Raw genomic sequence first — 20036 nt, forward strand, 5'->3', positions numbered from 1 at the left:
CGTCAGGCGGCGACGGGGGCCTTCGGGCGCAGGCGCTTCACGGAGACGCCGGCCAGCTCGCCGAGCTCGGCCATGCTCGCGGCGCCGTGCCGCCGGGCCGCGTGCACGACGATCGCGGCGCACGCCTCGGCGTCGGCCGACGCGTCGTGGTGGCGGAAGTCCTCGAAGCCCGCGGCCATGGCGACGACGGGGAGGCGGTAGGAGTCGAGCTCGTACGTCTTGCGGGCGAGCTGCAGCGAGCAGAGGTAGTCGTACTCGGGGTGCTCGAGGGAGGTCGCCGCGCAGGCTGCGCGGATGACGCCCATGTCGAAGCCGGCGTTGTGCGCGACGAACACGTCCTCGCCGGCGAAGGCCGCCAGGTCGGCGAACTGGTCGACCCAGGAGGCGGCGGCGTGCACGTCGTGCTTGCGGATGCCGTGGATCCGCGTGTTCCACTCGAGGAAGTCGTCGTACCCCAACGGCGGGCGGATGAGCCAGCCGGCGCGGTCGACGACGCGGCCGTCGCGGACCTTGACGAGCCCGACGGAGCAGGCGGAGGCCCCGTGCGAGTTGGCGGTCTCGAAGTCGATGGCGGTGAAGTCGATGGGCACGCTCCAGCCTCTCACGCACCTCCGACGCCGCCGGGAGCGTCGCGCGCGCGTCGCCACGAGCGGGCGGGAGCACCCGCCGGCCGCGGGCGGGCGCCTCCCGTTCCTCCGCGCCCCGCCCGCCCGGCCCTTCCGCCGCCACGCCGTAGGATGGATGCCCGTGGCTCTCACTATCGCAATCGTCGGTCTCCCCAACGTCGGCAAGTCGACGCTCTTCAACGCACTGACCAAGAACACGGTGCTCGCGGCGAACTACCCGTTCGCGACGATCGAGCCGAACGTGGGTGTGGTGAACCTGCCCGACTCCCGCCTCGAGGTGCTCGCCGGGATCTTCGGCTCCGAGCGCATCCTCCCGGCGCCCGTCTCCTTCGTCGACATCGCCGGCATCGTGCGCGGCGCGTCCGAGGGCGAGGGCCTGGGCAACAAGTTCCTCGCGAACATCCGCGAGGCCGACGCCATCGCGCAGGTCATCCGCGGCTTCGAGGACTCCGACGTCGTCCACGTCGACGGCAAGGTCGACGCCGCCAGCGACATGGAGACGATCAACACCGAGCTGGTCCTCGCCGATCTCCAGACCCTCGAGAAGGCCGAGGCCCGCTACGAGAAGGAGCTCAAGGGCAGGAAGATCGAGCCGATCGTGGTCGAGACCGCGAAGAAGGCGCGCGAGTTCCTCGACCAGGGCAAGCCGCTGTCGGCCTCCTCGATCGACCTGGAGCCGATCCGCGAGCTGGGCCTGCTGACCGCCAAGCCGTTCATCTACGTCTTCAACGTCGACGAGGCCGTGCTGACCGACGACGCCCGGAAGGCCGAGCTCGCGGCCCTCGTCGCGCCGGCGAAGGCGATCTTCCTTGACGCGAAGATCGAGTCCGAGCTGATCGACCTCGACGAGGCCGACGCCGCCGAGATGCTCGAGTCGACCGGCCAGACGGAGTCGGGCCTCAACCAGCTCGCGACCATCGGCTTCGACACCCTGGGCCTCCAGACGTACCTCACGGCCGGCCCGAAGGAGACGCGCGCCTGGACCATCGGGAAGGGCTGGACCGCGCCCCAGGCCGCCGGTGTCATCCACACCGACTTCCAGAAGGGCTTCATCAAGGCCGAGATCATCTCGTTCGACGACCTCGTCGAGACCGGCTCGATCGCCGAGGCCCGCGCGAAGGGCAAGGCCCGCATCGAGGGCAAGGACTACGTGATGCAGGACGGCGACGTCGTGGAGTTCCGCTTCAACGTGTAGGACGGCCGCGCTCGGCTCGAGGCGCCCGGTTCGCTCGGAACCCCGGATCCGCGAGCCGGGCCCTTCTGCACGGAGGTGCGGGATCGCCGACCCCGGGAGTCCGACACGAGGCCGGTCACGTCCGCGGACGTCCGCTCCGCCCGTCAGTTCAGCACGTCCCCGATCAGCCAGCTCGACAGCCCGACGAGGGTGCAGACGCCGACGACCACCCAGGCGACGGTCCGGCGGACCGAGCGGGAGACCGCCTCCGAGCTGCGGGGAGTGGGACGCAGCGGCGCCGTGTACGAGGGCGGGACGGTGTAGGTCCGGGCCGGCGGGAGGAGTCGGGGGAGAGTGACCGGACGGCCGTCGACCCACTCGGCGGGCAGCTCCGCGGCCTTCGCGGCCTGCAGCGTGAGCTCGACCTTCAGCGGGGATCCGCGGAGGGAGGCGTAGGCGGCGGCGGTGAGGCCGAGGCTCGCGAGGTGGCGGAGGGTCGGGGTGAAATCCGCCGAGAGGGTCGGGGAGAGCTCGCCCACCCGCTCGCCGTCGAGACGGAGCTCGACGAGGTCGCCGGCCGGGTGCAGGGTCACCAGCAGCATGCCGCGGCCGCTCAACGGAACGACCGTCGAGAGGCGGGCGAAGTGCTCGTCCTCGCGCAGGACCGGCAGGCCCCGCGACCAGGGGAGGATCGAGTGGCGCTCGACGGGCGGCTCGTTGAGCGGCACGAGCAGCTCGGGGGCGACCAGGGCGACGCGGAGGACGGCCCGCAGGCCCTCCTCGCCGCGCTCGACCCGGAGGCGCGCGGTCGTGACCGGGACGGCTCCGCTCGCCACGACCCGGTCGAGAGCGGCCCGGTGGGCGGAGGCGTTCGGCAGGTAGCCGAGGACGCGGCCGCCGACCCGGACCGAGACGGCGTCGAGGCCGGTGGGGTGGTCGGGCTCGGGGATCAGGTCGACCTCGAGGGTCCGCTCGTCGATCTCGCCCTGCTCGAGCGTGCGGCCGATCAGATCGGCGATCTCCTCGATCCGCTCGGCCTCGGCGAGGGCGTCGACGCTCGGGGCGCCGTCGGCGTTCGGGAGGCGGTAGACGACGCGCTCCGTGACGGGGGTGACGGGTGCGTCCCGCACCACAGCGGCACTGTCCTGCGCGGAGCGGCGCGCCCCGGTGAACCGCCTGCCGTCCCACCAGCGCATCTCGGCCGCATCGGCCTCGTCGCGGTACCAGCCCGCCGGCGCACCCTCGTCCATCGACCCCCCGTTCCTCCGGCGAACGAGTCTACGAGGAGGGCGGGAGCGTCAGAGACCCGGGTCCGTGGCGGCGGGATCCTCGGGGGCGAGCGCGGCCGCGGGCTCTCCCGAAGCGGGGCCGCTCCACGCACCGGACTCGTGCGCTCGAGGGCCGGCGATCCACTCCAGAGCCTCGCGGACGAGCATCCGGACGTGACGCGCGTGGCCGATGGTGACGGGGGCGGGATCCTCGAGAACCTCGAGCAGGCGGTGTAGCACGGCACGGCTCTGCAGTCGTGTCATGGGCCTCACGGTAGGGGCCCGGTCGCTCGGACGGTAGTGCCGATCCGCGACAGCACACCCGTCTAGGCTCGCCACATGACTCGTCTCGACGGTGCCGTCGTCCTCGTCCTCGGAGCCTCGGGCGGCCTCGGCCGCCTCCTGGCCGATTCGCTGGAGGCGCGCGGTGCCGTCGCGGTGCGCTCGGGGCGCGACTCCGCGGCGCTCGGCGAGGCACCCCTGGTCGCCGACCTGCGCGGGGAGGACGAGCCCCGGCGCGTGGTCGCCGAGGTGCTCGAGCGGCACGGGCGCCTCGACGGCGTCGTCGTGGCCGCGGGCGTCGTGGCCTTCGGGCCGTCCGCCGAGCTCGATCCGGCCGTTCTGGAGGAGCTCGTCGAGGTGAACGCGCTGGCGCCGATCCGGGTGCTGACCGCCGCGCTGCCGTCGCTCGTCGCGTCGGCGGGCGAGGGGCGCGAGCCGTTCGCGCTGACCATCAGCGGCGTGGTGGCGGAGGCTCCGACCGCGGGCCTCGCCGCGTACTCCGCCTCGAAGGCGGCACTGCACTCCTTCGTGAAGGCCTCGGCCCGCGAGTACAAGCGGGCGGGCGTCCTCCTGCTCGACGCGCGCCCCGGCCACACCGAGACCGAGCTGTCCCGGCACCCTCTCGCGGGAGACGCGCCCCGCTTCGGCGCGGGTCTGGCGCCGCAGGACGTGGTCGACCGGCTGCTCGACGCGGTCGAGGGCGGCGAGACCGACCTGCCTCCTGCGGCGTTCACCGGCTGACGCCGTCCCGAGACGAGGCGGAGCCGGTCGATCCTCGCGGGAATGCACCGGATCGAGCACTGCAGCCTCGGTCGCGTACAGCCGTCGTGGTCAGCCTGCGCGTCCGGCGGCCGGGTCCGCGATCGGCGCGGCAGCCTGTCCGACCGTCCTCCCCGCAGACGCGGGGATACCCGCCGTTCACCGGAGCGTCGCACGGGCGCACTAGCGTCCCTCCGTGCCCGACACCGCCGATGACGCCCTCCGTCCCACTCCCGAGCTGCTCCGCACGCTCACGCCCGCCGACGCGCGGGACCTCGTCGTGCTGGACGAGGACGACGACGATCCGGTGCTCCTGCGCCGCGACGGCACGCAGGTCGACACCTGGCGCGAGGGCTACCCCTACGACGAGCGGATGTCGCGCGAGGAGTACGAGGCGGGCAAGCGCCTCCTCCAGATCGAGCTGCTGAAGCTGCAGAACTGGATCAAGAAGCACGGGCGCCGACTCGTGGTCGTGTTCGAGGGGCGCGACGCCGCGGGCAAGGGCGGCACCATCAAGCGCTTCACCGAGCACCTCAACCCGCGCGGAGCCCGCGTGGTCGCGCTCGAGAAGCCGACCGAGCGCGAGGCCGGTCAGTGGTACTTCCAGCGCTACGTCTCGCACCTGCCGGCCGCTGGCGAGATCGTCCTCTTCGACCGCTCCTGGTACAACCGGGCCGGCGTGGAGCGCGTGATGGGCTTCTGCACGCCGGCGCAGTACGACGAGTTCATCCGCCAGACGCCGCTGTTCGAGCGGATGCTCGTCGGCGACGGCATCGACCTGGTGAAGCTGTGGTTCTCGGTCTCGGCGGAGGAGCAGCGCACCCGGTTCACGATCCGCATGATCGACCCCGTGCGCCAGTGGAAGCTCTCGCCGATGGACCTCGCCTCGCTCGACAAGTGGGGCGACTACACCGCGGCCAAGGAGGCGATGATGGCGGCGACCGACACCGCCGACGCTCCCTGGACCATCGTGAAGAGCAACGACAAGAAGCGCGCCCGGCTCGAGGCCATGCGCTACGTCCTGAGCCTCTACGACTACGACGGACGCGACGAGGAGGTCGTGGGCCCGCTGGGTCCGGACCCGCTGATCGTCGGATCGGCCGCGGACGTGTACGAGCGCGGCGAGCACGCCGCGACGAGCTGACCGGGGGGACGGACATGGGGGAGTCGGGGATCGGCGCGGAGCTGCCGGGGGTGCACCTGCGCTGGCTGGCGCTCGACGAGCAGACGCTGGACGCCGAGCGGCTGCTGCCGCTGCTGAGCGACGAGGAGCGCGAGCGCTACGCCGGCACGGTCGCCGCGTCGGCGGCCGAGCGCTTCGTCTTCGGGCGGGTGCTCCTGCGGATGCTCGCGGCCGAGCTCACGGGGACGCGCGCGTCGGAGGTCCGGGTCGTCGCGTGCTGCCCGCGCTGCGGGGGCGCGCACGGCCGGCCGCGGCTGGAGGGACGCGGGATCGCGCTCGAGCTGCTGTCGGTGAGCATCGCGCACTGCGCGGGCGCCGTCGTGGTCGCGGCGAGCAGCGCCGGTGCGGTCGGCGTCGATGTGGAGCCGACGCTGGGCACGCCCGAGCGCGGGGAGCGGATCACGCGCATCGCCGGGGCGCCCTTCGCCACGGGCGGGATGCGCCCCGCCGACCCCGTCCTGCACTGGACCCGGATCGAGGCCGCACTGAAGGCGGACGGTCGCGGGCTCGAGCTCGACCCGCGCCGGGTGCACGTGCACGAGTCGCACCACGCGGCGGAGGCGCGGATCGACGGCGTCCGCTTCCGGCTGGCCGAGCCGCAGCTGGACCCCGCGCTGCGGGTCAGCGTCGCCCTCGGGCCGATGGGGGACGCGGGCGCCGGGCCCATCATCGGCTGGCGGCGCGAGCACGGCGACGCGCTCGCGGACTCGCTGGTGTCAGCGCCGGGACGGTAGCGGCGGCAGCTCCTCGTCGAGGAGCCAGGCGTCGAGCAGATCGTCCACGCCCTCGCCGAGGACCTCGGTGCAGAGCTCGCGGAACTCCTCGTCGGTGACGGCGGCGGAGGCGTAGCGGGACGTCCACTCCCGCAGCAGCCGGAGGAAGGGCCCGTCGCCGACGGTGAGCCGCAGCGCGTGCAGGGTGAGCGCGCCGCGCTTGTAGACGCGGTCGTCGAAGAGCGCGACCGGCCCCGGATCGGCGAGCACGAGATCCTGCGCCGCAGCCCGCAGCACCGCGTGGTGGCGGCGGGCGCAGGCGTCGGCGGTGGCGCGGCCCGACTCCTCCGACCACAGCCACTCCGCGTAGCAGGCGAACCCCTCGTTGAGCCAGATGTGGCGCCACCGGGCGATGCCCACGCTGTTGCCGAACCACTGGTGCGCGAGCTCGTGCGCGATGAGGCGCTCCGAGCCGCCGCGGCCGTCGGCGTGGTTGGCGCCGAACACCGCCATCGCCTGCGCCTCGAGCGGGATCTCCAGCTCGTCCGCCGTGACGACGACGCAGTAGCGGGCGAAGGGGTAGGGCCCGAACAGCCGCGTGAACAGGGCGAGCATGCGCTCGAGCGGAGCGAAGTCGTGCGCGACCCGAGCGGCCAGGGCGGCGGGGCGGGCGAGGGTCACCGCGACGCCGGCGAGCACGCGCTCCTCGATCGCGTAGCGGCCGATCTGCACCGAGGCGAGGTACGCGGCGCTGGGCTCGCGCTGCTCGTAGAGCCAGGTGCGGCGGCCGGAGCGGGCGCTCGAGTCGATGAGCACCCCGTTCGCGAGCACGGCGTAGCCCTCCTCGGCGGTGACGCGCAGGCGGTAGGGAGCCTTCTCGGCGACGTCGTCGTTGCAGGGGAACCAGGTGGAGGAGCCGGAGGGCTGCGAGGCGACGAGCACCCCGTCCTCCAGCTCCTCCCAGCCGAGCTCGCCCCAGTGGCTGGCGCGGGGGGCGGGGTGGCCGCTGTACTCGATCTCGACGTCGACGCTCTCGCCGGCGGCCAGCGGCTCGGCGGGGGACACCCGCAGCTTGTGCGGCGCCTGCTCGTGGCGGGCGCGGCGTCCGTCGATCCGGACGCGGGCCACGCGGAGCCGGGAGAGGTCGAGGGAGAACCGCCGGAGCGGCTGCAGCGCGACGATCCGCAGCACGGCCCGGCCGGCCAGGCGGTTCGAGGCGACGCGGTAGTCGAGGTCGAGGTCGTAGGACTCGACGCGGTAGCCGGTGTTCCCGATGCCGGGGACGTAGGGGTCGCCGGCGGTCTCGAGCCCGGTCAGCGCGGGGCTCACGCGACGGGCGCGTGGTAGTCGGCGACGCGCACCTCGCGCCACGGGCCGATCGGGTTGCCGCTCCAGCGGCTGCCCGCGGGCACGAGCTCCCCCCGCATGACGAGCGAGGCCGGGCCGACCGTGCCGTGCTCGGCGATCCGCGCGGCGGGGAGGATCACGCTGTGCGGGCCCAGGGTGGCGCCGGCGTCGAGGCTCACGAGATCCATGCTCATGATTCGATCATGGAACAGGTGCGTCTGCACGACGCAGCCCCGGTTCACGGTCGCTCCGTCGCCGAGCGAGATCAGATCGGCCTCGGGGAGCCAGTAGCTCTCGCACCAGACGCCGCGTCCGATCCGGGCGCCGAGGCTCCGCAGCCACCAGACCAGCGCCGGAGTGCCCGCGGCGGCGTGGGCGAACCAGGGCGCGGCGACCATCTCGGTGAAGGCGTCGGCCAGCTCGCTCCGCCAGACGAACGAGGACCACAGCGGCTGCTCGCTCGGCTCGACCCGCTGGATCAGGATCCACTTCGCGGCGGTGGAGACGGCCGCGGCGACCGCTCCGGCGGCCAGCAGCACGACGCCTCCCACGAGCGCGGCGAGCACCGCCCCGAGCGTCTGGATCAGCGCGAGCAGTCCGGCTACCACGCCGAGGCCGATCGCGACCGAGACGACCACCGGGACGAAGCGGCCGAGCTCCCACGCGATGCGGGCCGCGCGGAGTCGGCGGGCCGGGCGGAAGGTGCGCGCCGACTCCGCCTCGACGACGGTGCGCCGCAGCCGCACGGGCGGTGAGCCCAGCCACGACGAGCCCGCCTTCGACTTGCGGGGCGCGGAGGAGAGGACGGCGACGAGTCCGCCGGCGGGCACGGTGTGGCCGGGCGCGGCCATGCCGGAGTTGCCGAGGAACGCGCGCTCGCCGATCTCGGCGCGGGCGAGCCGCATCCAGCCGCCGCCGAGCGCGTAGGAGGCGACGAGCGTGTCGTCGGCGAGGAACGCGCCGTCGCGGATGGTCGTCATCGCGGGCAGGAGCAGCACCGTCGAGGCCTCGACGTCGCGTCCGACCTTCGCGCCGAGGAGCCGCAGCCAGACCGGGGTGAACAGGCCCGAGTAGAGCGGGAAGAGCAGGACCCGAGCGGAGTCGAGCAGCCGCTCCGTCGACCAGACCTGCCAGCCGATCCGACCGCGCACAGGGTGGGTGCCCGGCTCGACGCCCCGGCCGAGCAGGCGCACCAGGACGACGACGAGAGCGGCGAGGACGACTCCGGAGACGGCGACGGCGGGCACGAGGGCGGCGAGAGCGGGCCCGAGCGCGGCGCCGAGGCCGGCCGAGCCGCGCACGGCGGCGGCCACGACGGCGAGCCCGGCCGCGAGGGCGAGGACCGGGACCGCCGCGAGGCCGACCGCGGACGCTCCGTACGCCCAGACCCAGCCCGGGCGGCGCGCCGGGCGCTCCGAGGGGAACCCGGCGTTCGCCCTGCCGAGCCGCTGGGCGGGGGATCCTCCCCAGCGCTGCCCGGCCGGCACCCGCCCGAAGACGGCCGATCCCGGCTCGATCTGCGCGTGCTTGCCGATCCGGGCGCCGGGGAGGAGCGTGCTGCGCGCGCCCACCGTGCTGCCGGCGCCGACCCGGACGGCACCGACGCGCAGGACGTCGCCGTCGATCCAGTAGCCGGAGAGGTCGACCTCGGGCTCGATCGCGGCGCCGCGCCCGAGCGTGAGCATCCCGGTCAGCGGAGGGAGGGAGTGCAGGTCGACGTCGTCGGCGATGCGGGCGCCGAGCGCGCGGGCGTAATAGGCGACCCAGGGCGCGCCCGCGAGGCTCACGGCCTTGAGCTGGAACGCGATCTGCTCGGCCAGCCAGAGCCGGAGGTGCACGCTCCCGCCGCGCGGGTGGTCTCCGGCTCGGATCCCGCGCAGCAGGGTGCGCGCGGCGAGGACGGTGAGCCCCATCCGCCCGAACGGCGTGAGGAAGAGCGCGAACGCGGGGATCAGCGCGGCGAGCGGAGCGGTGGGCAGCCAGCCGAACCCCGGCACCAGGTCGAGCACCGCGGTGACGGTGAGGATCGCAGTGACCCAGCGGGCGCTGCCGAGCACGAGCAGCGGTGCGCCGAGGAGGGTCTGCAGCACGCGCATCCTGAGGGGGACCGGCGCGATGCGGTGAGCGGACACCTCCGCAGTGCCGGTCGAGCGGCTCTGGATCTCGGCGGCCATCGCCGCGAGACGCGGGTGGGCGTAGACGTCGGCGACCGTGAACTCGGGGTCGCGCTCGCGGATCCGCGCGACCAGCTGGGCGGCGGCGAGGGAGCCGCCGCCGAGGTCGAAGAAGTTCGCCCGCTCGTCGACCGGCACGCCGAGCACGTCGCGCCAGAGGGCGGCGAGCCACGCCTCCTCGGGGTCGAGGGAGGCGTCCTCGGTCGTGCCCACGGCGAGCGGCCAGGGGAGTGCGGCGCGGTCGACCTTGCCGGAGACGCGGGTCGGCAGCTCCTCGACCACGGCCAGCAGCGGCACGAGGGATGCGGGCAGCGCCTCACGCAGGCGGGCGAGCGCCGCGTCGCGGTCGAGCTCCCGGCCGCCGGCGAGGGCCAGGTAGCCGACGAGGACCTGGTTGCCGGCCGCCGTGGTGCGGACCGCGGCCGCCGCCCCCGAGACTCCGGGGAGCGCCTGCAGCGCCGCCTCGACCTCGCCGAGCTCGATCCGCCGACCGCCGAGCTTCACCTGGTCGTCCGCGCGCCCCTGGAAGATCAGGCCGGCGCTCTCGAAGCGCACCAGGTCGCCGGAGCGGTAGGCCCGCTCCCAGCCCAGGAGCGGTGCCGGCGCGTACTTCTCGGCGTCCTTGACCGGGTCGAGGTAGCGCGCGAGCCCGACCCCGCCGATGACCAGCTCGCCGACCTCGCCCTCGCCGACCCGCTGCCCGTCCGCGTCCACGACGGCGAGCCGCCAGCCGTCCAGCGGCAGCCCGATGCGCACCGGGGGAGGCCCGCCGAGGGGCGCGGCGCAGGCGACGACGGTGGCCTCGGTCGGCCCGTAGGTGTTCCAGACCTCGCGGCCCTCGACGGCCAGGCGCTCGCCGAGCTCCGGCGGGCACGCCTCGCCGCCGAAGATCAGCAGGCGGACGTTCTCGAGCGACTCCGCGGGCCAGAGCGCCGCGAGGGTCGGCACGGTCGAGACCACGGTGATGCCGTGCGTGGTCAGCCATGGGCCGAGGTCCATGCCGCTGCGGACCAGCGAGCGGGGAGCGGGGACGAGGCAGGCGCCGTGCCGCCAGGCGAGCCACATCTCCTCGCAGGACGCGTCGAACGCGACCGAGAGACCGGCCAGCACCCGGTCCCCGGGGCCGAGCGGCTCCGCCTGGAGGAACAGGCGCGCCTCGGCGTCGACGAAGGCGGCGGCGGAGCGGTGGCTGACGGCCACTCCCTTGGGGGTTCCGGTGGAGCCGGAGGTGAAGATGATCCAGGCGTCGTCCTCGAGCGAGGGCGGCTGCAGCAGCGGGATCGACGCCGTGCTCGGGTGCGGCGCGCTCGCGGTGAACAGGCGGGCGGCCGGCTCGTCGGCGCCGGTGCGCTCGAAGCGGCCGGAGCCGGTGATCACGCCGCGGACGGCGGCCTCGCCGAAGACGAGGCGCGCCCGCTCCTCGGGGTCGTCCGCGTCCACCGGGACGTACGCGGCTCCCGCGGCGAGGACGGCCAGGATCGCGAGGTAGAGCTCGCGGGAGCCGCTGGGCATGCGGATCCCGACGCGGTCGCCGCGTCGGACCCCTGCGGTGGTGAGCTCGCCCGCGAGCTGCACCGTGCGGGCCAGCAGCTCCCGGTAGCTGAGCGCTCCGGCCGGGTCCTCCAGCGCGGAGGCGTCCGGGTGGCGCTCCGCGGTGTCGCGGAGGACGTCGACCAGCGTGCGGGGAGGAGGGGTGGCCGCTCCGGCGTCGAGCACGTCCTGGGGGCCGGCCGTCTCGGTCACGTCTCGTCTCCGTCCCGGCCGCGCGATCGGGAGCGCGGCGGCCGGGGCGACACCGTAGGGAGGCGGGGTGACGCGGAGGTGAACAGGCGGGGTCGGCCCGCCCGGCTCAGTGCGCCATCGGGAGCGGCGCGTCCGACTCCGCCGGGCGGCGGACGAAGAACGCGGCCACGATCGCGACCGTCGCGATCGACGCGCCCCACAGGAACGCGGAGTGGATGCCGCCGGCGTAGGAGGCGACCTCGTCGGCTCCGCCCTGCGCGAGCTCCGCCGACCGGATCGAGAGGACGGTGACGAACAGCGCCGTGCCCGCCGCGCCGCCCAGCTGCTGCACGGTGCCGATGATCGCGCTGCCGTGCGAGTAGAGCGAGGGGCGCACCGAGCCGAGGCCGGCGGTGAACAGCGGCGTGAAGACGAAGGCGAGGCCCAGGCTGAGGGTGACGTGCAGCGAGAGGACGAACCAGGGCGACGAGTCCGCCGCGAGCAGGGTGTACCCCCACAGTGCGCCGGCGACGACGATCGAGCCGGGCACGAGCAGCACGCGCGGGCCGAAGCGGTCGTAGCCGCGGCCGACGAACGGCGCGAGCAGGCCCATCAGCAGGCCGCCGGGGAGCAGGAGCAGCCCGGTCTCCAGCGGAGTGAGGCCCAGCACGTTCTGCGTGTAGAGGGGCAGCAGGATCAGGGTGCCGAAGAGCGCCGACATGCTGACCGCCATCATCGCGATGACGATGGTGAAGTTCGCGGAGGAGAAGGTCCGGAGGTCCAGCAGGGCCCGGTCGGTGCGCTGCAGCAGCAGCTGGCGCGCGATGAAGCCCGCGAGGCCGAGACCCGCGACGACGAACGGGATCCACGGCGCGACGACCGCGGCTCCGCCCTCGCCGAGGCTCGACAGGCCGTAGACGAGGCCGCCGAAGCCGAAGACCGAGAGGACGACCGAGAGCGAGTCGATCGGGATGGAGCGGGGCTCGGTGACGTTCTCGACCTTGCGCAGGCCCAGGAGCAGCGCGCCGATCGCGATCGGCAGCACGATCCAGAACATCCAGCGCCAGCCGAGGAAGTTGAGGATGACGCCCGAGATCGTCGGTCCGACGGCCGGAGCCACCGAGATGACGATCGAGATGTTGCCCATCATCCGGCCGCGGATCGCCGGGGGCACCAGCGTCATCACGGTCGTCATCAGCAGCGGCATCATGATGGCCGTGCCGCCGGCCTGCACCACGCGGGCCGCCAGGAGGACCGCGAAGGTCGGGGCGAGCGCGGCGGTGAGCGTGCCGAGGCTGAAGAGGATCATCGCGGCGGCGAAGAGCGTGCGGGTGTGCAGCCGCTGGATCAGGTAGCCCGTGATCGGGATGACGACGGCCATCGTGAGCATGAAGGCGGTCGAGAGCCACTGGCCCACGTGCGCCTCGACGTCGAAGTCGCGCATGAGGTCGGGCAGCGCCACGCTCATGATCGTCTCGTTGAGGATCACGACGAACGCCGACACCAGCAGGAGGCTGATGACCAGGCGGCTGCGCGGCTCGAGGGTCGTGGCGGCGGCAGGTGCGGCGGGCCGTGCGGCGGGAAGGGTGCTGCGCTCGGTCACAGGTGTTCTCCGGTCGTGAGGGGGATCGGTGTGAGGGGCGCATCGACGGCTCGACTCGCGGGCGCGGATGCGGGGTACGGAGGGAGAACAGCGGCGGACGCCCCGGACATTCCCGACCGACGGGGATCCGCTGCGAGAGGTCTCAGGCGAGGACCGTGGAGAGCGCGGAGGACGCGGCCTCGGCCTCCTCGAGCGTGGCGCCCTCGCCGAAGCTGAACCGCACGGCGGTCCGGGCGACGTCGGGGTCGAGGCCGAGGGCCAGCAGCGCGGGCGAGGGCTCGTCGCGCCCGGCGGCGCACGCCGAGCCGCTCGAGACGACGACGCCGCGCTCCTCCAGCTCGAGGAGCGTCGACTCGCCGCTGCGCCCGGGGACGGCGTACGCGGCGATCGAGGGGAGCCGGTGCGCCGCGGAGCCCAGCGGCACGGCCCGGGGCGCCAGGGCCGCGACCCGCTCGGCGAACGCGTCCCGGACCGCTCCGACCCGCGCCGCGCGGTCCGGATCGAGCAGGCGCACCGCGGTGCCGAGCGCGACCGCGAAGGCCACGTTCTCGGTGCCCGAGCGCCGCTCCCGCTCCTGGCCGCCGCCGTGCAGCAGGGGCTCGAACGGGAGCCGGCTGCGCAGCAGCAGCGCCCCCACGCCCTTCGGCGCCCCGAGCTTGTGCCCCGAGACCGAGACCGCGTCGGCGCCCCAGCCCGCGACGTCCAGCCAGCCGGCGGCCTGGACGGCGTCCACGTGCAGCGGCACGCCCCGCGATCGGCAGAGCGCCGCTATCGCCGGAACGTCCTGCACCGTCCCGATCTCGTTGCTCGCCGCGAGCACCGAGACCAGTGCGGTGTCCGGCCGGACCAGCGCGGCGAGCGCGTCGAGGTCGAGCAGGCCGGTCGCGTCGACGGGGGCCGTCGACACCTCGAAGCCGTGCAGGCGCCGGAGGTGGTCGGCCGACTCGACGGTCGCCTCGTGCTCGAGCGCCGAGATCACCAGGTGCCGTCCGCGCGGCGATCCCAGCGCGAGGCCCTTGACCGCCGTGTTGATCGACTCCGTGCCGCCGGAGGTGAAGAGCGTCTCGGAGGAGCGGCCGCCGAGGAAGCGGGCCACGTGAGCGCGCGCCGCCTCCAGCGCGCGCGCCGCGGCGTCGCCGAGCGAGTGGCTGCTCGACGGATTGCCGTACTCGGCGGTGAGGAACGGCCACATGGCCTCCAGCACCTCGCGGCGCACGGGCGAGGTCGCGGCGTGGTCGAGGTAGATCACTCGACCGCGATGTCCAGGCCGAGGTCGAGCGAGCGGACGCTGTGGGTGAGCGCGCCGACGGAGATCACGTCGACCCCCGCCTCCGCGATCGCGCGCACGGTCGAGAGGTCGACGCCGCCGCTCGCCTCGACCACGGCCCGCCCGCCGATGAGGGCGACGCCCTGGCGGAGCAGCTCGGGGGTGAAGTTGTCGAGCATGATCGTGTCCGCGCCTCCCGCCAGCGCGGGCTCGATCTGGTCGAGCCGGTCGACCTCGACCTCGAGGTGCGCCGTGTGCGGGATCGAGGCGCGCGCCGCCCGCAGGGCCGCGGTCAGGTCGATCCCGCGCGCGGCGAGCACCGCGAGGTGGTTGTCCTTCGCCAGCACCGCGTCCGAGAGCGAGAAGCGGTGGTTGCGGCCGCCGCCGCTGCGGACGGCGTGCCTCTCGAGCGCGCGCAGGCCCGGCGTGGTCTTGCGGGTGTCGACGATGCGGGCGCGCGTCCCCTCCACCGCGGCGACGTACTGCGCCGTCAGGGTGGCGATGCCGCTCATCCGCTGCACGAGGTTGAGCGCGACCCGCTCGCCGCGGAGCACGCCGCCCGCGGGGCCCTCGATCCGGGCGAGGGTCTGCCCGGCCTCGAAGACCGCGCCGTCCTCCACGAGCACCGAGCAGCGGATCCGGGAGTCGACCTGCCGCATCGTGCCGACGAGGACGGCGCCGCCGCTGAGGACGCCGGGCTCGCGGGCCACGAGGGCGGCGCTCGCGGTGGCGTCCGCGGGGAGGAGGGTGTCGGAGGTCAGGTCGCCCCAGGGCGCGTCCTCCTCGAGGGCGAGGGTGACGACGCGGTCGATGCTCTGGCGGGTCAGCACGGAAGGGCCGCCTCTCTGGTGGGGGCGGCGGCGCTCGCCGTCGCGGGGTCGGGGGAGTCGATGCGGTGGTGGGCGCCGACGGAGTGCGTGCGCGCGAGCGCGGCGTCGATGAGAGCGAGGGCGCAGGTCAGCAGGTTCGCGTCCTCGAGCGTCCTCAGTCCGAGCGGAGCGGGCGAGGCGGAGGCGACGAGCGTGCCGCGCGCCGCTGTGAGCCCCGCCGCGTCCCGGGAGAGGCCGGCTCCCGCCCACATCGCGTCCTGGAGAGCGGTGCGGTCGAGCGTCATCGGGACGACGGCGCGGGGAGGGGCGACCGGGCCGCCGCTCCAGGAGAGGGAGTCGAGGGCGAGCGCCGCGCGGCGCGCGAACACGACGCCCTCGAGCAGGCTGTTGGAGGCGAGGCGGTTCGCGCCGTGGACGCCGGTGCGGGCGACCTCGCCGACCGCGAGCAGCCCGGGGAGGCTGGTGCGCCCGTCCAGGTCGGTCGCGATCCCGCCCATCCAGTAGTGCGCGGCCGGAGTCACGGGCAGCAGGTCGTCGGCGAGCGAGAGCCCGTTCTCGCGGCAGGCCGCCGAGATCGTCGGGAACCTCTTCGCCAGCACCTCGGGGGCGATCGCCCGGGCGTCCAGGTGCACGGGCAGTCCGCCCTGCAGCCGCATCCGCTCCGCGATCGCGCGCGCCACGACGTCGCGCGGCGCCAGCTCGGCCTCGGGGTGCACCCCTGCCAGGAACCGCTCGCCCGCGGCGTCGCGCAGCACCGCGCCCTCGCCGCGCACCGCCTCCGAGACGAGGAAGCCGCCCGGCAGCGCGAGCGTGGTCGGGTGGAACTGGTAGAACTCCAGGTCCGCCGTCTCCGCTCCCGCCCGCAGGGCGGCGGCGAGCCCGTCCCCGGTCGCGACGGACGGATTGGTGGTGTGCCGGTAGAGCTGCCCGGCGCCTCCGGTGGCCAGCACGACCGCGTCGGCCGCCAGGCGCTCGAGCACGCCGTCGTGCAGGACGTCGGCGCCCGTGACCGAGCCGCCCTCCCGCACCACGTCGACCAGGGCGGCGTGCTCGCGCACCTCGACGGACGAGGCCCGCACCGCCGCCACGAGCGCGGCCTCGATCGCGGCGCCCGTCGCGTCGCCGCCGACGTGCAGGATCCGCGGACGCGAGTGGGCGCCCTCGAGTCCCCGCGCCAGCTCGCCGCCCTCGCGGTCGAAGCCGACGCCCCACTCCTGCAGCACCGCGACCGCCTCCGGCCCCTCGGCGCAGAGCACCTCGACCGCCGAGCGCACGGCGAGGCCCGCACCGGCGGTGAGCGTGTCCTCCACGTGCAGCGCCACGGAGTCGCCCGGCGCCGTGACCGCGGCGATCCCGCCCTGCGCGGCGCGCGTCGACGACTCCGCCAGCGCGCCCTTGGTGACGAGCAGCACCTCGTGGCGGCGCTGCGCCGTCAGCGCGGCGACCAGCCCGGCGATGCCGCTGCCGACGACGACGACCCGCGCCATGTCAGACCGCCGCCGGCCCGGCGGGCGGAACGGCCGCGAGCATCCGCTCGAGGGCGATGCGCGCCTCGGCCTGCACCGACTCCGCGACCTCGATCCGGTTGAGCACCGTCCCCGCGACCAGTCCCTCGAGCACCCAGGCGAGGTAGCCGGGGTGGATGCGGTACATGGTCGAGCAGGGGCAGACCACGTCGTCGAGGCAGAAGATCGTGTGCTGCGGGTACTGGACGGCGAGGCGCTGCACCAGGTTGATCTCGGTGCCGATCGCGAAGGTCGATCCCGCGGGTGCCGCCTGGATCGCCTTCACGATGTAGTCGGTCGAGCCGTACTCGTCGGCCGCGTCGACGACCGCCATCGGGCACTCCGGGTGCACGATCACGCGCACGCCCGGGTGCTCGGCGCGCGCCTTCGCGATCTGGGCCGTCGTGAAGCGCTTGTGCACCGAGCAGAAGCCGTGCCAGAGGATCACCTGCGCGTCCAGGAGCGTCGCAGTGTCGGAGCCGCCCTGCGGCTTGCGCGGGTTCCACATCGGCATCCGCTCCAGCGGCACGCCCATCGCCTTGGCGGTGTTGCGGCCGAGGTGCTGGTCGGGGAAGAACAGCACCCGCTGCCCGCGCGCGAACGCGTCCTCGAGAACGGTCGCCGCGTTCGAGGAGGTGCAGACCACGCCTCCGTTGCGGCCGCAGAACGCCTTCAGCGCGGCCGAGGAGTTCATGTACGTGACCGGGACGAGCGGCACGCGGCCGTCGGCGTCCGGCTCGGTGCCGTAGAGCTCGGTGAGCTCGGCCCAGGCGTCCTCGACGGAGTCGATGTCGGCCATGTCCGCCATCGAGCAGCCGGCCGCCAGGTTCGGGAGGATCACGGCCTGCTCCGGTCCGGAGAGGATGTCGGCCGTCTCCGCCATGAAGTGCACGCCGCAGAAGACGATGGCCTCGGCGTCGGGCCGGCTCGTCGCCGCCTTCGCCAGCTGGAACGAGTCGCCCACGTAGTCGGCGTACTGCACCACCTCGTCCCGCTGGTAGAAGTGCCCGAGCACGACGACCCGCTCGCCGAGCGTCTCCTTCGCCGCGAGGATGCGGTGGTGCAGCTCGTCGGCGCTCGCCGTCGTGTACTCCTCCGGCAGACGTCCCTGGACCGGGGCGTCGGCCGGGATCGGGTCGGCCTGGGAGGCGCCGGGCCCGTAGGCGGGCAGGCCGAGGTCGAACGACCAGGGGGCCTCCGCGAGCTCGGGCGCGCAGGTGGCGCCGGGCGCGGAGCCGCCCTCGATGAGCCGGATGGTGCTGTCGACGGATGTCACGGTGTTCTCCTCGTGAGGCGGGTGGGGGAGTCGGGCGGCGCGCTCAGACGGGCAGCGGGCCGTTGTCGGCGAGCGCCGCCGACTCGTCGTAGCGGTAGAGGCGCGGGGGACGGTGGCGGGTGCCCGTCAGGCGCTCCCCGGTGGGCACCACGGTGCCGGAGCTCTCGATCGTCCGGCGGAAGTTGGCCGGGTCGAGGGGCTTCTGCAGGACGGCCTCGTGGACCTCCCGCAGCTGGGACAGGGTGAAGGCGCCGCCGAGGAAGGCCTGCGCGATGCGGGAGTACTCCATCTTGTTGCGCAGGCGCCAGAGGGCGTAGTCGACGATCAGTCCGTGGTCGAAGGCGAGCTCGAGCGGCAGATCGGTGCAGAGCCAGGCGACGTTCTCTCCCACGATGGCCTCGTCGGCCTCGGCGGAGCGCACGAGCGCCCAGTAGACGATCGACACGACGCGGTCCTCGCCGGGGGAGCGGTCGGTGCCGCCGACGGCGTAGAGCTGCTCGAGGTAGCGCGGAGCCAGGCCCGTGGTCTCGCGGAGAGTGCGGCGGGCCGACTCGGCGAGATCCTCGTCCGGATGCAGCGGTCCGCCGGGCAGTGCCCAGAGTCCCTCGAACGGCTCGCGGATGCGCCGGACGACGGGGATCCAGACGGTGCTCGCTCCGGTCTCCGGGTGCGGCCGCAGGGCGAAGATCACCGTCGACACGGCGAGCTGCACGTCCGGCATCCGATGCCCCCTACTAAGAGTCGCACCGACTGTAAGTGCTGGGATCACCTTAGTGTCACCAACACCTGAACACCTAGCGGGAGAAGCGACACGCCGCTAAGGGCCCGCCCCGCCCGCTAGGCTGACCGCACAACCGAATACCGGGCCGCAATACGCGACGCGGGAGAGCCGACTCCGGTCGGCACCGAAGGAGCAAGCCTCCCCGCCAATCTCTCAGGTCTTGTACCGCGTCGAACTGGCCACTCTGGAAAGCGATCCGCTCGGATCCGCCCATGGTGAAAGCGCTCGACCCCTCGGGGCGGCGCGAATCTCTCAGGCTCCACGACAGAGGGGGAGTTCCCACGGCACTGCTGTGCTCTGCCGCGAACGCGGCGCGAGTCCAGCACTGCGACGAAATGGAGAACTCATGTCCGAGACCCCGACGACCAGCCCCGAAGCCCGCTACTCGCCCCTGCACGAGGTGCACGTCGCCGCCGGCGCGTCCTTCACCGACTTCGCCGGGTGGCAGATGCCGGTCCGCTACTCCGGCGATCTCGCCGAGCACCACGCCGTGCGCACCGCCGCCGGCCTCTTCGACCTCTCGCACATGGCCGAGATCCTCGTCGTCGGCCCCGAGGCGGTCGACGCCCTCGACTACGCGCTGGCGAGCGACATCTCGGCCGTCGCCGCCGGCCGCGCGAAGTACACCCTCCTCCTGGAGCGCACGGGCGGCGTGATCGACGACCTCGTCGTCTACCGCACGGGCGAGGACCGCTTCATGGTCGTCGCGAACGCGGCCAACCGGCACATCGTCGTCGAGACGCTCCGCGACCGCACCGCGATGTTCGAGTGCGAGCTGTTCGACGAGAGCGACGACGTCGCCCTCATCGCGCTGCAGGGCCCGCGCTCGCTCGAGATCCTGCAGAACGTCCAGGGCCTCGCCGTCGAGACCGAGCGGGGAGCGGAGTCGGTGCTCGACACGGACGACGCCGCCCGCCTGCTCGCGGAGCTGCGCTACTACCGCGCCGTGCCCGCGACCTTCGAGGCGCACCCGATCCTGATCGCGCGCACCGGGTACACAGGCGAGGACGGCTTCGAGATCTACGTCTCGCCCGACTCCGCTCCCGCGCTCTGGCAGGCTCTCGCCGAGACCGGCGCCGGAGCGGGCCTCGTCCCCGCCGGCCTCGCCGCCCGCGACACCCTCCGCCTCGAGGCGGGCATGCCGCTCTACGGCCACGAGCTCTCCCGCGACGTCTTCCCCGCACAGGCCGGCCTCGGCCGCGTCGTCGCCTTCGGGAAGCCGATCGACTTCGTCGGCCGCGCGGCCAGCGAGGAGGGTCCCTCCGGAGAAGCTCCTGTGCTCGTCGGGCTCGTCGGCGAGGGCCGCCGCGCCGCCCGCGCCGACTACACCGTCCTCTCCGGCGACGACGAGGTCGGAGTGGTCACCAGCGGCGTCCTCTCGCCGACCCTGGGCGTCCCGATCGCGATGGCCTACGTCGCCCCCGCCTCCGCGCAGCCCGGGACGGCGCTCGCCGTCGACATCCGCGGCACGCGCCTCCCGATGACCGTCACCGAGCTCCCCTTCTACTCGAGAAAGAAGAACTGAC

General features: G+C 74.1%; 16 protein-coding genes and 1 riboswitch. Of the genes, 5 read left to right on the plus strand and 11 right to left on the minus strand.

Annotated features, from left to right (window positions below):
* Window positions 1-2: 2 nt before the first annotated feature.
* Window positions 3-590 (minus strand): exonuclease domain-containing protein, encoded by a 588-nt coding sequence (locus C5D36_RS00660; protein ID WP_104224410.1) that lies wholly within the window; start codon window positions 588-590, stop codon window positions 3-5.
* 157 nt (window positions 591-747) lie between these two features.
* Between C5D36_RS00660 and ychF the strand changes: the two genes are divergently transcribed.
* The gene (gene ychF / locus C5D36_RS00665; RefSeq protein WP_104222958.1) at window positions 748-1821 is read left to right on the plus strand and encodes a redox-regulated ATPase YchF; all 1074 of its coding nucleotides are present in this window, start codon (window positions 748-750) and stop codon (window positions 1819-1821) included.
* Between the two features lie 143 nt (window positions 1822-1964).
* Here ychF and C5D36_RS00670 read toward each other — a convergent pair whose 3' ends face one another.
* Entirely contained in the window at window positions 1965-3050 is a 1086-nt protein-coding gene (locus C5D36_RS00670) for a DUF2510 domain-containing protein (protein ID WP_104294976.1), read from the minus strand.
* A 48-nt stretch (window positions 3051-3098) separates the two neighbouring features.
* Window positions 3099-3332: a hypothetical protein gene (locus C5D36_RS00675; protein WP_104222960.1), complete on the minus strand. Its 234-nt coding sequence runs from the start codon at window positions 3330-3332 to the stop codon at window positions 3099-3101.
* Between the two features lie 75 nt (window positions 3333-3407).
* Between C5D36_RS00675 and C5D36_RS00680 the strand changes: the two genes are divergently transcribed.
* The 3 genes from C5D36_RS00680 (at window position 3408) to C5D36_RS00690 (ending at window position 6026) form a co-directional block, all read left to right on the plus strand.
* Complete coding sequence (locus C5D36_RS00680) at window positions 3408-4091, plus strand: SDR family oxidoreductase (RefSeq protein WP_104222961.1); 684 nt, start codon at window positions 3408-3410, stop codon at window positions 4089-4091.
* Between the two features lie 301 nt (window positions 4092-4392).
* Window positions 4393-5253 carry a polyphosphate kinase 2 gene (ppk2, locus tag C5D36_RS00685; RefSeq protein WP_244230712.1) on the plus strand — a complete coding sequence of 287 codons (861 nt, stop codon included), beginning with the start codon at window positions 4393-4395 and terminating at the stop codon, window positions 5251-5253.
* 14 nt (window positions 5254-5267) lie between these two features.
* Window positions 5268-6026, plus strand: a complete 759-nt coding sequence (locus tag C5D36_RS00690) for a 4'-phosphopantetheinyl transferase superfamily protein (protein WP_104222962.1) — start codon at window positions 5268-5270, stop codon at window positions 6024-6026.
* Here C5D36_RS00690 and C5D36_RS00695 read toward each other — a convergent pair.
* From C5D36_RS00695 to C5D36_RS00730, 8 genes are all read right to left on the minus strand, one after another.
* Complete coding sequence (locus C5D36_RS00695; protein ID WP_258062826.1) at window positions 6009-7334, minus strand: M1 family metallopeptidase; 1326 nt, start codon at window positions 7332-7334, stop codon at window positions 6009-6011. The two genes, C5D36_RS00690 and C5D36_RS00695, sit on opposite strands and share 18 nt — an antisense overlap.
* The gene (locus C5D36_RS00700) at window positions 7331-11269 is read right to left on the minus strand and encodes a Pls/PosA family non-ribosomal peptide synthetase (protein WP_181072710.1); all 3939 of its coding nucleotides are present in this window, start codon (window positions 11267-11269) and stop codon (window positions 7331-7333) included. Before C5D36_RS00700 ends, C5D36_RS00695 begins: the two co-directional genes overlap by 4 nt.
* Before the next feature lie 106 nt (window positions 11270-11375).
* Window positions 11376-12851, minus strand: a complete 1476-nt coding sequence (locus C5D36_RS00705; RefSeq protein WP_104222964.1) for a DHA2 family efflux MFS transporter permease subunit — start codon at window positions 12849-12851, stop codon at window positions 11376-11378.
* Between the two features lie 142 nt (window positions 12852-12993).
* Window positions 12994-14100, minus strand: a complete 1107-nt coding sequence (locus C5D36_RS00710) for a cysteine desulfurase family protein (protein ID WP_104249543.1) — start codon at window positions 14098-14100, stop codon at window positions 12994-12996.
* The gene (gene nadC / locus C5D36_RS00715) at window positions 14097-14948 is read right to left on the minus strand and encodes a carboxylating nicotinate-nucleotide diphosphorylase (protein WP_104249544.1); all 852 of its coding nucleotides are present in this window, start codon (window positions 14946-14948) and stop codon (window positions 14097-14099) included. Before nadC ends, C5D36_RS00710 begins: the two co-directional genes overlap by 4 nt.
* Entirely contained in the window at window positions 14942-16435 is a 1494-nt protein-coding gene (gene nadB / locus C5D36_RS00720; RefSeq protein ID WP_104294978.1) for an L-aspartate oxidase, read from the minus strand. Before nadB ends, nadC begins: the two co-directional genes overlap by 7 nt.
* A 1-nt stretch (window position 16436) precedes the next feature.
* Window positions 16437-17729 carry a quinolinate synthase NadA gene (nadA, locus tag C5D36_RS00725; protein ID WP_104222968.1) on the minus strand — a complete coding sequence of 431 codons (1293 nt, stop codon included), beginning with the start codon at window positions 17727-17729 and terminating at the stop codon, window positions 16437-16439.
* A 43-nt stretch (window positions 17730-17772) separates the two neighbouring features.
* The gene (locus tag C5D36_RS00730) at window positions 17773-18450 is read right to left on the minus strand and encodes an NUDIX domain-containing protein (protein ID WP_104291543.1); all 678 of its coding nucleotides are present in this window, start codon (window positions 18448-18450) and stop codon (window positions 17773-17775) included.
* Window positions 18451-18600: 150 nt separating this feature from the next.
* A riboswitch (glycine riboswitch) is annotated at window positions 18601-18688 on the plus strand.
* Window positions 18689-18856: 168 nt separating this feature from the next.
* On the opposite strand from C5D36_RS00730, the gene gcvT reads away from it, so the two are divergent.
* The gene (gene gcvT, locus C5D36_RS00735; RefSeq protein ID WP_104294979.1) at window positions 18857-20035 is read left to right on the plus strand and encodes a glycine cleavage system aminomethyltransferase GcvT; all 1179 of its coding nucleotides are present in this window, start codon (window positions 18857-18859) and stop codon (window positions 20033-20035) included.
* Window position 20036: the final 1 nt, after the last annotated feature.

Origin of the sequence: Rathayibacter sp. AY1C6 (assembly GCF_002931535.1) — a bacterium.
Classification (GTDB): domain Bacteria; phylum Actinomycetota; class Actinomycetes; order Actinomycetales; family Microbacteriaceae; genus Rathayibacter.